Below are 13,308 nucleotides of genomic sequence, written 5' to 3'. Positions count from 1 at the left end.
GCGTTATCCCTTCACTGCGCCGGCGGTCAGGCCCGCGGCCATCTTGCGCTGGACGAGGAGGAACAGGGCGACGATCGGCACGGCCATCATCGTGGCTCCGGCCATCATCGGCGCGTATTCGGTGCCGTGCTTGGTGGTGAAGTTGCCGAGCCAGACGGTCGCGGTCTGGTGCTGCTGGCTGAGCAGCATCAGGGCGTAGAGGTATTCGTTCCAGGCCTGGATGAAGCCGTAGACCGAGGTCGCGACCATGCCGGGGGCCAGGAGCGGGAAAACGACGCGGATGAAGGCGCCCGTGCGGCTGCAGCCGTCGACCATCGCCGCCTCTTCCAGCTCCTTGGGGATGTTGACGATGAAGCCGCGCAGCGTCCACACCGTGAAGGGGAGGATGAAGGTCAGGTACGTGATGATCAGGCCCGAGAGCTTGTCGTACTGCTCCAGGTCGTTGAGGAGCAGGAAGATCGGGATGATCATGGCGACCAGCGGGACCATCTGGACCGCGAGGATGCCGACGATCACGATCTTGCGGCCGCGGAAGGCGAACCGGGAGATGGCGAGCGCCGCCAGCAGGCCGACGACGATGCCGATCGCCACGACCGAGAGGGAGACGATCAGGCTGCGGCCGACCGGGCCCCAGAAGTCCGCGATGGCCAGCGCCCGGCGGAAGTTGTCGAGGGTGAAGCCGGTCGGGAACAGGCTCGGGTCGGGGTCGATGGTGTCCTTGGCCGGCTTGATGGCCGTGTTGAGCATCCAGTAGACGGGGAATCCGGCGGTGAGGAAGACCAGGAGGCCGAGGAGGTTCCAGCCCGCCTTCGACTTCCGGGGCTGCCCCGTGGTGCTCGCGGGCCCCCCGGTGGTGATCGCGCTCATTCGACCTCTCCGATCTTCAGCATCTGGCGCATGTACACGGCGACCACGCCGAGCAGCAGCACCACGGTGATCAGGGCGATCGCGGAGCCCTGCGCATAGTCGTTGACCACGAAGGCACGGTCGTACGAGTAGGTGGTCAGGAGCTGGAACTCCTGCTCGGGATGGCCGTTGCGCATCACGAAGACCTGTGGGAAGACACCCATGTCCCAGATGACCGACAGGGTCGTGAGCATCACGATGATCGGCTTGAGGATGGGCAGGGTGACGTAGCGGAACACTCCCCAGGAGCCCGCGCCGTCGAGGCGGGCCGCCTCCTCCAGTTCGGCCGGGACCTGGGTGAGGCCGGCGCATAGGGTGATGACGACGAACGGGACCGCTCCCCACACCACCAGCAGCATGATCACGGCGAGGCCCTGCGGCCCGCTGGCGAACCAGTTGTGGCCGATGAGATCCACGCCGGGCAGCTTGCTGAGCAGGGCGTTGAGGATGCCGTAGTCGGCGTCGAACAGCCACTTGAACACGGTGGTGGCGACGATGATGGGCATGCCCCAGCTGGCCACCAGCACGATGTTGACCAGCGTCTTCATCCAGCCGGAGACCCGCTGCAGAAGCAGGGCGATCAGCATGCCGAGCACCATCGTGAAGACGACCGAGCCGCCCGCGAAGACGATCGTGCGCAGCACGACCTGCCAGAACTCGCCGTCGCCCAGCACTCCGGTGAAGTTGTCGAACCCGACCCACTGGGCCGGCAGGAAGCCCCACAGCTGGGACTGTCCGAACTTCTGGAAGGACAGGGTGACCAGACGGACCAGCGGATAACCGAGGACCAGCGCCAGGATCAGCAGACAGGGGGCGAGCAGCAGCCAAGGGGTGGCCGCGCCGCCCGGCGTCCGGGCTCTGCGTGGGTTCTTGGCGACCGGCGGCGGTGGCGGCGGCGCCTGCCGCGGCGGCGGCACCTTGGCAGGGGTGGTCGTGTCTGCGGCACTCATCGCGCGCTCCTCAGCGGTCCCTCAGGTCGTACGGAGAGCGGGGTTCCGCCCGGGCGGAACCCCGCTTGCAGGTCACTTGGGGGTGATGTGCGGTTGGTTGGCGGGGGGCGCGGGCGGGGGGGCGGCCTCGACCGACTTCTTGCCGGTGCCGATGTCCTGCAGCATGGTCTGCAGGACCTGCGCCTTCTCGACCTGGCCCCAGCCGGGTGCCATCGGGACGAACCAGTTGGACTCGGCGGCGGTGGCCGGGACCGCCGTCGCGGGGTCGTTCTTCAGCGTCGCGAGGTCGGTCTTGTTGTTGGGCAGATTGCCCTTGGCCATCAGGCCCTTCTGGCCGGCGGGGCCGGTGAACGCGTCGATCCACTCGGCGGCGAGGGCCTGCGCCTTGGACTTGACCGGGACGGCGAGGTCGGAGCCGCCCAGGAAGACCGGGAGGTTCTTGCCGGACGGACCCGGCACCACGAAGTTCTCGAGGTTGTTCTTGAGCTTGCCGGTCTTGTCGTTCTTCGGGTCGGCGGAGGTCGCGCCCTCCCAGGCGGCACCGAAGATCATGCCGGACTTGCCCTGGCCGTAGACGATGTAACGGTCGGACTCGTCCTTGGTCTTGTCGCCGTGCATGTACTTGTCGATGACGTTCTTGAACTCCGTGAGGCCCTTGACCGACTCGGGCGAGGAGAGGTTGGCCTTCCACTGGCCGCCCTCCTCCTTGGCGATGGAGCCGCCGGCGTCGTAGACGAACGACATGGCCGCGTACCAGTCGCGGGTGGGCTGGTACCAGGCGGAGAACTTGTTCCCCTCCTTCGCCTGCACCTTGTCGAGGTCGGCGGTGAGTTCGGCGTAGGTCCTCGGCGTGGACTTGACGCCCGCCGAGGCGAAGACGTCCTTGCGCCAGTTGCCGACCCGACCGCCCGCGTAGTAGGGCACGCCGTAGGTCTTGCCGCCGTACGTCACCGAGGCCTTGAGGCCGTCGAGCCATGCGGCGGAGTTGCTGAACTTCGCCGGGTCCAGGGGGGCGAAGGCGCCCTTGACCATGTAGCCGAGCATCTCGGTGTTGCCCATCTCGACCACGTCGGGGGCCTTGTCGGTGGCGAGGACCGCGTCGAGCTTGGTGTTCTTGTCCGGCCAGCCGTAGTACTCGTGGTTGATCTTGATGCCGGGGTGCTTCTTCTGGACGGCCGCGTCGGCGGCCTTCACCAGGTTCGGCCAGTTGTTCTGGGCGTCGACGGTGAGCCAGACAGTCAGCTCCTTGGCGTCCGCGCCGCTGTTGGAAGAACCCTTGCCGTTGCTGCTGCCACACGCCGCGATGGAGACCATCATGCCCGCGATACCGATCGCGGCTATGAGCTTGCGCTTCACGCCACCCTCCTCAGGGATGCCCACACCTCCCCGCTCATGCGCCGGGACCTGAACCAATGGTGTAGACCAGTACCGGGAGCTTGGACCAGACCACGAGGCCTGTCAAGAGTGCTCGAAACGGCCCTGACCAGCCGTTATACGAGCTACATATGCAAGAACCTTTAAGTAAGAAGGCAGCGAAATCACCGGTGCCGGAGTACTCTCGTCCGCTAGACCACTTAGGCCTCCGTGGACTAGACCAAAAGAGCTGGCGACGGTATACAGAAGGGATCACGAAGTGACCCGCATCCGGAGCCGGGAAGGCAGAGCATGAGCAGCGACGTCAGCAGTGCGGAGACCGAGGGCGGGGCAGGTGTCCGTACCGCGCGCGTGCCCAAGTACTACCGCCTGAAGAAACATCTGCTCGACATGACGGAGACGCAGTCGCCCGGCACTCCGGTACCGCCCGAGCGCACCCTCGCCGCCGAGTTCGACACCTCCCGCACGACGGTGCGGCAGGCGCTGCAGGAGCTGGTCGTCGAGGGCCGCCTCGAACGCATCCAGGGCAAGGGCACCTTCGTCGCCAAGCCGAAGGTCTCCCAGGCGCTCCAACTCACCTCGTACACCGAGGACATGCGCGCCCAGGGACTGGAACCCACCTCGCAGCTGCTGGACATCGGCTACATCACCGCCGACGACCGCCTCGCCGAGCTCCTCGACATCACGGCCGGCGGCCGGGTGCTCCGTATCGAGCGCCTCCGCATGGCCAACGCCGAGCCGATGGCCATCGAGACGACCCACCTGAGCGCGAAGCGCTTCCCGGCGCTGCGCCGCTCGCTGGTGAAGTACACGTCCCTCTACACGGCGTTGGCCGAGGTCTACGACGTCCATCTCGCCGAGGCGGAGGAGACCATCGAGACCTCGCTGGCCACCCCGCGCGAGGCGGGCCTGCTCGGCACGGACGTGGGCCTGCCGATGCTGATGCTCTCCCGCCACTCGTACGACAAGACGGGCGAGCCGGTGGAGTGGGTGCGGTCGGTGTACCGGGGGGACCGGTACAAGTTCGTGGCGAGGCTGAAGCGCCCTGCCGATTGAGCGGGGGCGGGGCAGCGCCCCCAAAGGGGGCGCGGGGCTGTGTCCGATATGCGGCTCCGCCGCGTGGGCGCGACCAGCCACAACGGCGCCGCGGACAAAGAACAACTCCACGGCGCCCCCCCCCCCCCAGCGGAGCGTCACTGCACGCGGTGTAGCGCCCGCGCGACTCCTGTTCTACGGTCCTCCCGACTCCGTCTGGACGGGAGGACCGCCTCGTGCGTACCGCGAACGTCCGCTCCATCGTCATCTGGACCCTCGTCGCCCTGGTCGGAGCGGCGGGCTGGTCCGTGCTCGCGCTCTCCCGGGGTGAGAGTGTCTCGGCCGCCTGGATGGTCGCGGCGGCCCTCGGCTCGTACGCGATCGCCTACCGCTTCTACGCGAAGTTCATCGCGTACAAGGTGCTCAAGGTCGACGGCACCCGGGCCACCCCGGCCGAACGCCTCGACAACGGCATCGACTTCCACCCCACCGACCGTCGCGTCCTGCTGGGCCACCACTTCGCGGCGATCGCGGGTGCCGGGCCCCTGGTCGGGCCGGTGCTGGCCGCGCAGATGGGCTATCTGCCCGGCACGATCTGGATCATCGCCGGGGTGGTCTTCGCGGGCGCGGTCCAGGACATGGTGGTGCTGTTCTTCTCCACGCGCAGGGACGGGCGTTCGCTCGGTCAGATGGCCCGCGAGGAGATCGGACCCTTCGGTGGTGCGGCCGCGCTGATCGCCGCATTCGCCATCATGGTCATCCTGCTGGGTGTGCTGGCGCTGGTCGTCGTCAACGCGCTCGCCGCCTCGCCGTGGGGCACCTTCTCCATCGCGATGACCATCCCGATCGCCCTGCTGATGGGCTTTTACCTGCGGGTGCTTCGCCCCGGCCGGGTCGCCGAGGTCTCCCTGATCGGTGTGGCGCTGCTGCTGCTCGCGCTGGTCGCGGGCCGCTGGGTCGCCGAGTCCTCGTGGGCCGGCGCGTTCACCCTCGCGCCCTCGACCCTGGTCGTCTGGCTGGTGGGGTACGGCTTCATCGCCTCGATCCTGCCGGTGTGGATGCTGCTCGCGCCCCGCGACTACCTGTCCACCTTCATGAAGATCGGCACGATCGCGCTGCTCGCGCTGGGTGTGGTCGTCGCGCTGCCGACGCTGAAGATGGACGCGGTGACGGACTTCGCCTCGCGCGGCGACGGCCCGGTCTTCGCCGGGTCCCTGTTCCCCTTCGTCTTCATCACCATCGCCTGCGGGGCGCTGTCGGGCTTCCACTCGCTCATCTCCTCCGGTACGACGCCGAAGATGATCCAGAAGGAGACGCAGGTCCGGATGATCGGCTACGGCTCCATGCTGATGGAGTCGTCGGTCGCGATCATGGCGCTGGTCGCGGCGAGCATCATCGATCCTGGGCTGTACTTCGCGATGAACGCACCGTCCGGCGCGATCGGCACCACCGTGCAGAACGCCTCGCAGGTGGTGACCGGTTGGGGCTACCACATCTCCCCGGCCGACCTCGCGCAGGCCGCCAAGAGCGTCGAGGAGTCGACCCTGCTCTCCCGCACCGGCGGCGCGCCCACGCTCGCCGTCGGCGTCTCGGAGATCTTCTCCAAGGTCACCGGCGGGAGCCTCAGGGCCTTCTGGTACCACTTCGCGATCATGTTCGAGGCGCTGTTCATCCTGACCGCGCTGGACGCCGGTACGCGGGTGGGCCGGTTCATGCTGCAGGACATGCTGGGCAACGTCGTCCGGCCGTTCAGGAACGTGAGTTGGAAGCCGGGCCTGGTCATCACCAGCGCGGCCGTGTGCGCGCTGTGGGGGTACTTCCTGTGGGTGGGCGTCCACGAGCCCCTCGGCGGCATCAACCAGCTGTTCCCGGTCTTCGGCATCTCCAACCAGCTGCTCGCCGCGGTCGCGCTGGCCGTCTGCACGACCCTGCTGGTGAAGTCGGGGCGCCTCAAGTGGGCCTGGATCACCGGCATTCCACTGGCCTGGGACGCGACCGTGACGTTGACGGCCAGCTACCAGAAGGCGTTCTCCAGCGACCCCAAGGTCGGCTTCTTCGAGCAGCGGTCGGTGTTCCAGGACGCGATCGACGCCGGGAAGGTGCTGCCGCCCGCCAAGAGCATGGACGACATGCACACCGTGGTCACCAACTCCACGGTGGACGGTGTCCTTTCGGCGGTCCTGGCCGTCCTGATCGTCGTGGTGATCGCGGACGCCCTGCGGGTCTGCGTCCGGCACGTCCGCCGGCCGGCGCTCTCCTCGCTGAGCGAGTCGCCGTACGTCGAGTCGAGGATCACCGCCCCGGCGGGGCTGATCCCGACCCGCCAGGAGAAGGAGGAGGAGCGCCGTGCGGCCGTCGGTACTGCTGCGCCGGGCGATTAGGGGGGTGCGCTGGTACGTGCGGGAGCTGACGGACGAGTCGGCGTACGACCGTTATGTCGCGCATCTGCGCAAGACCCGTCCGGGGGCGCGGGTACCGTCCCGGCGCGAGTTCGAGCGGATGCGGACGGACCGTCAGGAGGAGGACCCACGCCGGGGTCTCCGCTGCTGCTGACAGCGATGTCGGGCTTTCACGGAATCGACATACCGATATGCGGGCGAGGTCTTCCGCTCCCGCAACACCGTGACCTAGATTGCCTGCGCATTACACAGGTGATCAGCGAGGGGACGGAGCCGGTATGTCAGATGTGTCCGAGGCGAGACCACCGGTGGTGACACCGGTCCGCGTGGTCATCGCCCTCTGTCTCGTGGCGCCCTTCGTGGCGATGCTCTGGGTCGGTTCCTACGCCAAGACGGACCCGGCGCTCGGCGGCATCCCGTTCTTCTACTGGTACCAGATGCTGTGGGTGCTGATCTCCACGGCGCTGACCATGACGGCGTACAAGCTGTGGCAGCGTGACCAGCGCGCCCGCGCCGCACAGAAGGGCGGTGCGTCGGAATGAGCCACGGTGTGAACGGCGTCGCGCTCGGCGTCTTCATCTTCTTCTTCCTGGCCGTCACGGTCATGGGCTTCCTGGCCGCGCGCTGGCGCAAGGCCGAGAACGAGCAGAGCCTCGACGAATGGGGCCTGGGCGGCCGGTCGTTCGGCACCTGGGTCACCTGGTTCCTGCTGGGCGGCGACCTGTACACGGCGTACACCTTCGTCGCCGTGCCCGCGGCGATCTACGCGGCGGGCGCGGCGGGCTTCTTCGCCGTGCCGTACACGATCCTGGTGTACCCGCTGATCTTCACGTTCCTGCCCCGCCTGTGGTCGGTCTCGCACCGCCACGGGTACGTGACCACCTCGGACTTCGTGCGCGGCCGCTTCGGCTCGAAGGGGCTGTCGCTGGCGGTGGCCGTGACCGGCATCCTGGCGACGATGCCGTACATCGCGCTGCAGCTGGTGGGCATCCAGGCAGTCCTCGACGTCATGGGGGTCGGCGGCAGCGCGGACTCCAACTGGTTCGTGAAGGACCTGCCGCTGCTGATCGCCTTCGGTGTGCTGGCGGCGTACACGTACTCGTCGGGTCTGCGCGCGCCCGCGCTGATCGCGTTCGTCAAGGACGCGCTGATCTACATCGTCATCGCCGTCGCGATCATCTACATCCCGATCAAGCTGGGCGGCTTCGACCACATCTTCGCCAAGGCGGGCGAGGCCTTCAGTGCGACCAACCCGGCGACGGGGAAGCCGCGCGGGGCGCTGGTTCCGGCCGAGGCGAACCAGTGGACGTACGCCACGCTGGCGTTGGGCTCCGCGCTCGCGCTGTTCATGTACCCGCACTCGATCACCGCGACGCTGTCCTCGAAGAGCCGTGACGTGATCCGCCGCAACACCACCATCCTTCCGCTGTACTCGCTGATGCTGGGCCTGCTCGCGCTGCTCGGCTTCATGGCGATCGCGGCCGGGGTGAAGGTCACCAACGGCCAGCTGGCGATCCCGCAGCTGTTCGAGGACATGTTCCCGAGCTGGTTCGCGGGCGTGGCCTTCGCGGCGATCGGTATCGGCGCGCTGGTGCCGGCGGCCATCATGTCGATCGCGGCCGCGAACCTCTTCACCCGCAACATCTACAAGGACTTCATCAGGCCCGACGCCACGCCCCAGCAGGAGACCAAGGTCTCCAAGCTCGTGTCCCTGCTGGTGAAGGTGGGCGCCCTGGTCTTCGTCCTCACCATGGACAAGACGGTCGCGATCAACTTCCAGCTGCTGGGCGGAATCTGGATCCTGCAGACCTTCCCGGCCCTGGTCGGCGGCCTGTTCACGCGCTGGTTCCACCGCTGGGCGCTGCTCGCCGGCTGGGCGGTCGGCATGGTCTACGGCACCCTCGCCGCGTACGGCGTCGCCTCTCCGACCAACCCGGGCCAGAAGCACTTCGGCGGCTCCAACGCGAACATCCCGGGCCTCGGCGAGATGGGCTACATCGGCCTCACGGCGTTCGTCCTGAACGTGCTGGTGACGGTGGTACTCACCTTCGTCCTGAAGGCGCTGAAGGCTCCCGAGGGCGTCGACGAGACGAAGCCGCAGGACTACACGGCGGACGCGGGCGACCCCGGCGTCCAGGTGGAGCTGCCGCCGGCGACCGCGGGCGCGGCCCACTAGCGGTTACGGCGATCGGCGGGCCGTCGGAGAAATCCGGCGGCCCGTTGTCGTACCCGTCCGGCAGACTCGGAGCCATGGACATCGTGATCAGGCAGGCGGAACCGGATGAATACGAGGCCCTCGGCGAGATCACCGCTCAGGCCTATCAGCAGGACGGCCTGCTCGCCTTCGGGGAAAGCGACTGGTATCTCGCCGAGTTGAGGGACGTCGCAGGGCGAGCGGCCGCCGCCGAGGTCCTGGTGGCCGAGCTGGGCGGCCGGCCGGTCGGCGGCGTCACCTACGTCCCGTCCGGCGGCCCCCTGGCAGATCTGGCCGGCCCGGGAGAGGCCGAGATACGCATGCTGGCCGTCGACCGGGCAGCCCGCGGCCGAGGCGCCGGAGAAGCCCTCGTACGTGCCTGTGTCGACCGGGCGAGAGCCGCGCAGCGCACCGGCATCGTCCTGTGCACCCAACCGCTCATGCACGCCGCCCACCGCATCTACGAACGCGCCGGATTCGTCCGCGCCCCCGAGCGCGACTGGAAGCCGATCCCGGGCCACGACTTCACACTGCTCACCTATGAGTTGACACTCTGACACGCTCCGAAGTCGGAGGCGACACAACATATGGGGGTGCTGTCCTCACCCGGCACTAGATGTATGCTCATGCTCGCTGTCGCCGCAGGGGAATCCGGTGCGAATCCGGAACTGTCCCGCAACGGTGTACCCATACGTGTTCGCACACATATGGGCGTCAGTCCGAGGACCTGCCGACAGTGCGCCCGGCCCATCCGGCCCGGGTGCCTTGACGTCCGGGCCTCGTGGAGTGGGTCGGTGGACGCGACGCCGTGTGCGCTCGTGACTGCCCCCCTGCCCTCCGCAAGGCCCCCGTGCCGAGCGAGGGAGAGCCTCACGTGACCATCGCGCCAGCAGACCCGGTTTCAGCCAGCGCAGCCGTGGCCGACGACGGCCTGGGAGCCGCGCTGCTGCGGACCCTGACCGAGCTGACCGCCGACCTCCCCGACGCCGACCCCGGCCGGGTCGCCGCCGCCGCGCTGCGCGGCCGGTCCGCCCGTGCGGACGAGACGGAGCTGCGCGAACTGGCCACGGAGGCGGCCGCCGGCCTCATCTCGGAGGACCCCGCGTACAGCAGGCTGGCAGCCAGGCTGCTGACGATCGGCATCGCCGCGGAGGCCGCCTCGCAGGGTGTCACGTCGTTCACGGAGTCCGTCGCCGTGGGCCACCGGGAGGGGCTGATCGCCGACCGCACGGCCGAGTTCGTACGGGTCCACGCCGACCGCCTCGACGCGCTGATCGACCCCGAAGCCGACGACCGTTTCGGCTACTTCGGCCTGCGCACGCTCCACAGCCGCTACCTCCTGCGGCACCCCATCACCCGCAAGGTCATCGAGATGCCCCAGCACTTCATGCTGCGGGTGGCGAGCGGCCTTGCCGAGGACGCCGTGTCCGATGCGACGACGGGGAGCCGGTCGATGGACGAAGTCACCGCGCTCTACGGCCTGATGAGCCGCCTCGACTACCTGCCGTCCTCCCCCACCCTCTTCAACTCCGGCACCCGGCACCCCCAGATGTCGTCCTGCTACCTCCTCGACTCCCCGCTCGACGAGCTGGACTCCATCTACGACCGCTACCACCAGGTCGCCCGCCTCTCGAAGCACGCCGGCGGCATCGGCCTGTCGTACAGCCGCATCCGCGCCCGCGGCTCCCTCATCCGCGGCACCAACGGCCACTCCAACGGCATCGTCCCGTTCCTGAAGACCCTCGACGCCTCGGTCGCCGCCGTGAACCAGGGCGGCCGCCGCAAGGGCGCTGCCGCCGTCTACCTGGAGACCTGGCACTTGGACATCGAGGAGTTCCTGGAGCTGCGTGACAACACCGGTGAGGACGCCCGCCGTACACACAACCTGAACCTCGCGCACTGGGTCCCGGACGAGTTCATGCGCCGCGTGAACGCCGACGCGCAGTGGTCCCTGTTCTCCCCGGCGGACGTGCCGGAGCTGGTCGACCTGTGGGGCGAGGAGTTCGACGCCGCGTACCGCAGGGCGGAGGAGGCGGGGCTCGCGAGGAAGACCATCCCGGCCCGCGACCTCTACGGCCGCATGATGCGCACCCTCGCCCAGACCGGCAACGGCTGGATGACCTTCAAGGACGCCGCCAACCGCACCGCAAACCAGACGGCCGAGCCGGGCCACGTCGTCCACTCCTCCAACCTCTGCACGGAGATCCTGGAGGTCACGAACGACGGCGAGACGGCGGTCTGCAACCTGGGGTCGGTCAACCTCGGCGCGTTCGTGGCCGGTGGGGACATCGACTGGGAGCGGCTGGACGAGACGGTCCGTACGGCCGTGACCTTCCTGGACCGCGTGGTCGACATCAACTTCTACCCCACCGAGCAGGCAGGCCGCTCGAACGCCCGCTGGCGCCCCGTGGGCCTGGGCGCGATGGGCCTCCAGGACGTCTTCTTCAAGCTGCGCCTGCCCTTCGACTCCCCGGAGGCGAAGGCCCTGTCCACCCGGATCGCCGAGCGCATCATGCTCGCCGCGTACGAGGCCTCCGCCGACCTGGCCGAACGGAGCGGCCCGCTGCCGGCCTGGGAGAAGACCCGCACGGCCCGCGGCGTCCTGCACCCCGACCACTACGCCACCGAACTCACCTGGCCGGAGCGCTGGGCGGCCCTCCGGGAGCGCATCGCGACCGTCGGCCTGCGCAACTCGCTCCTCCTCGCGATCGCCCCCACCGCCACCATCGCGTCGATCGCGGGCGTGTACGAGTGCATCGAGCCGCAGGTCTCCAACCTCTTCAAGCGCGAGACCCTCTCCGGGGAGTTCCTCCAGGTCAACTCCTACCTGGTGAAGGACCTCAAGGAGCTCGGCGTCTGGGACGCCCGCACCCGCGAGGCCCTGCGCGAGGCGAACGGCTCGGTGCAGGACTTCGGCTGGATCCCGGCCGACGTACGGGCCCTGTACCGCACGGCGTGGGAGATCCCGCAGCGCGGACTGATCGACATGGCGGCGGCCCGCACGCCGTTCCTGGACCAGTCCCAGTCCCTGAACCTGTTTCTGGAGACGCCGACCATCGGCAAGCTCTCCTCGATGTACGCGTACGCCTGGAAACAGGGCCTGAAGACGACGTACTACCTGCGCTCCCGCCCGGCGACGCGCATCGCCCGAGCCGCACAGGCGACCGTCCCCGTGCAGCAAGCAGCCGACCCCGAAGCGGTCGCCTGCTCCCTGGAAAACCCCGAGTCCTGCGAGGCCTGCCAGTAATGACCACCCGTAACCAGAACCTGCTCGACCCGGGCTTCGAACTGACCCTGCGCCCCATGCGCTACCCGGACTTCTACGAGCGCTACCGGGACGCCATCAAGAACACCTGGACCGTGGAGGAGGTCGACCTCCACTCGGACGTCGCCGACCTCGCCAAGCTCACGCCCGCCGAGCAGCACCTGATCGGCCGCCTGGTCGCGTTCTTCGCGACGGGCGACTCGATCGTGGCGAACAACCTGGTCCTGACCCTGTACAAGCACATCAACTCCCCTGAGGCACGGCTCTATCTGAGCCGCCAGCTGTTCGAGGAGGCGGTGCACGTCCAGTTCTATCTGACCCTCCTGGACACCTACCTCCCCGACCCGGAGGACCGCGCCGCCGCCTTCGCGGCCGTCGAGAACATCCCCTCCATCCGCGAGAAGGCCCAGTTCTGCTTCAAGTGGATGGACTCGGTGGACAACCTGGACCGCCTGGAGTCCAAGGCCGACCGCCGCCGCTTCCTGCTCAACCTGATCTGCTTCGCCGCCTGTATCGAGGGCCTGTTCTTCTACGGGGCCTTCGCGTACGTCTACTGGTTCCGCAGCCGGGGCCTGCTGCACGGCCTGGCCACCGGCACCAACTGGGTGTTCCGCGACGAGACGATGCACATGTCCTTCGCGTTCGACGTGGTCGACACCGTCCGCAAGGAGGAGCCGGAGCTCTTCGACGACCGGCTCGAGCAGCAGGTGACGGACATGCTGCGGGAAGCCGTCGAGGCCGAGCTGCAGTTCGGGCGCGACCTGTGCGGCGACGGTCTGCCCGGCATGAACACCGAGTCGATGCGCCAGTACCTGGAGTGTGTCGCCGACCAGCGTCTGACCCGCCTCGGCTTCGCCCCGGTGTACGGCTCCGAGAACCCGTTCTCCTTCATGGAGTTGCAGGGCGTCCAGGAACTGACCAACTTCTTCGAGCGCCGCCCTTCGGCGTACCAGGTGGCGGTGGAGGGAACGGTCGACCTGGACGAGGACTTCTGAAGTCGACTCCGTGCGCTCGGCGTTGTCCCGCAACAGCGTCCTGACCGAGGTGCTGGAGCGGACCGCGGGCCGAGGATGCCGAGCTCGATCTCGGCCGGGAGATCTTCGCGGATCTACGGGGCGGGTTGGTGGTAGGGAACCATGAGGTGGGGGGGTTAAGCACCGCAAGGGGTCTCCGCCGTATTGATCG

Annotated in this window: 11 protein-coding genes and 1 riboswitch; of the genes, 8 read left to right on the top strand and 3 right to left on the bottom strand. The window is 68.3% G+C overall.

The window, feature by feature from the left end:
* Positions 1 to 3: 3 nt before the first annotated feature.
* The 3 genes from AB0N07_RS29855 to AB0N07_RS29845 form a co-directional block, all read right to left on the bottom strand.
* Entirely contained in the window at positions 4 to 867 is an 864-nt protein-coding gene (locus AB0N07_RS29855; protein WP_365840289.1) for a carbohydrate ABC transporter permease, read from the bottom strand.
* On the bottom strand, positions 864 to 1,856 hold the full coding sequence (locus AB0N07_RS29850) for a sugar ABC transporter permease (RefSeq protein WP_365840287.1): 993 nt from the start codon (positions 1,854 to 1,856) through the stop codon (positions 864 to 866). The genes AB0N07_RS29855 and AB0N07_RS29850 overlap by 4 nt, the downstream gene beginning before the upstream one ends.
* Before the next feature lie 72 nt (positions 1,857 to 1,928).
* Positions 1,929 to 3,212, bottom strand: a complete 1,284-nt coding sequence (locus AB0N07_RS29845) for an extracellular solute-binding protein (RefSeq protein WP_365840284.1) — start codon at positions 3,210 to 3,212, stop codon at positions 1,929 to 1,931.
* A gap of 309 nt (positions 3,213 to 3,521) precedes the next feature.
* On the opposite strand from AB0N07_RS29845, the gene AB0N07_RS29840 reads away from it, so the two are divergent.
* From AB0N07_RS29840 to AB0N07_RS29805, 8 genes are all read left to right on the top strand, one after another.
* A complete protein-coding gene (locus tag AB0N07_RS29840; protein WP_030929017.1) occupies positions 3,522 to 4,286 on the top strand; it encodes a GntR family transcriptional regulator in 765 nt (254 codons plus the stop codon).
* 215 nt (positions 4,287 to 4,501) lie between these two features.
* Complete coding sequence (locus tag AB0N07_RS29835) at positions 4,502 to 6,646, top strand: carbon starvation CstA family protein (RefSeq protein WP_365840282.1); 2,145 nt, start codon at positions 4,502 to 4,504, stop codon at positions 6,644 to 6,646.
* Positions 6,612 to 6,818, top strand: coding sequence for a YbdD/YjiX family protein (locus AB0N07_RS29830; protein ID WP_365840280.1), 207 nt, complete (start codon positions 6,612 to 6,614; stop codon positions 6,816 to 6,818). Before AB0N07_RS29835 ends, AB0N07_RS29830 begins: the two co-directional genes overlap by 35 nt.
* Positions 6,819 to 6,942: 124 nt before the next feature.
* Positions 6,943 to 7,206 (top strand): DUF3311 domain-containing protein, encoded by a 264-nt coding sequence (locus AB0N07_RS29825; protein WP_365840278.1) that lies wholly within the window; start codon positions 6,943 to 6,945, stop codon positions 7,204 to 7,206.
* Entirely contained in the window at positions 7,203 to 8,840 is a 1,638-nt protein-coding gene (gene mctP / locus AB0N07_RS29820; protein ID WP_365840276.1) for a monocarboxylate uptake permease MctP, read from the top strand. Before AB0N07_RS29825 ends, mctP begins: the two co-directional genes overlap by 4 nt.
* A gap of 74 nt (positions 8,841 to 8,914) precedes the next feature.
* Entirely contained in the window at positions 8,915 to 9,415 is a 501-nt protein-coding gene (locus AB0N07_RS29815; RefSeq protein ID WP_365840274.1) for a GNAT family N-acetyltransferase, read from the top strand.
* 88 nt (positions 9,416 to 9,503) lie between these two features.
* A riboswitch (cobalamin riboswitch) is annotated at positions 9,504 to 9,586 on the top strand.
* A 146-nt stretch (positions 9,587 to 9,732) separates the two neighbouring features.
* Entirely contained in the window at positions 9,733 to 12,105 is a 2,373-nt protein-coding gene (locus AB0N07_RS29810) for a ribonucleoside-diphosphate reductase subunit alpha (protein WP_365840272.1), read from the top strand.
* On the top strand, positions 12,105 to 13,118 hold the full coding sequence (locus tag AB0N07_RS29805; protein ID WP_365840270.1) for a ribonucleotide-diphosphate reductase subunit beta: 1,014 nt from the start codon (positions 12,105 to 12,107) through the stop codon (positions 13,116 to 13,118). The genes AB0N07_RS29810 and AB0N07_RS29805 overlap by 1 nt, the downstream gene beginning before the upstream one ends.
* Positions 13,119 to 13,308: the final 190 nt, after the last annotated feature.

It is taken from the genome of Streptomyces sp. NPDC051172 (assembly GCF_040682555.1).
GTDB lineage: Bacteria > Actinomycetota > Actinomycetes > Streptomycetales > Streptomycetaceae > Streptomyces.
This window is presented reverse-complemented; position numbering and strand designations above follow the sequence as displayed.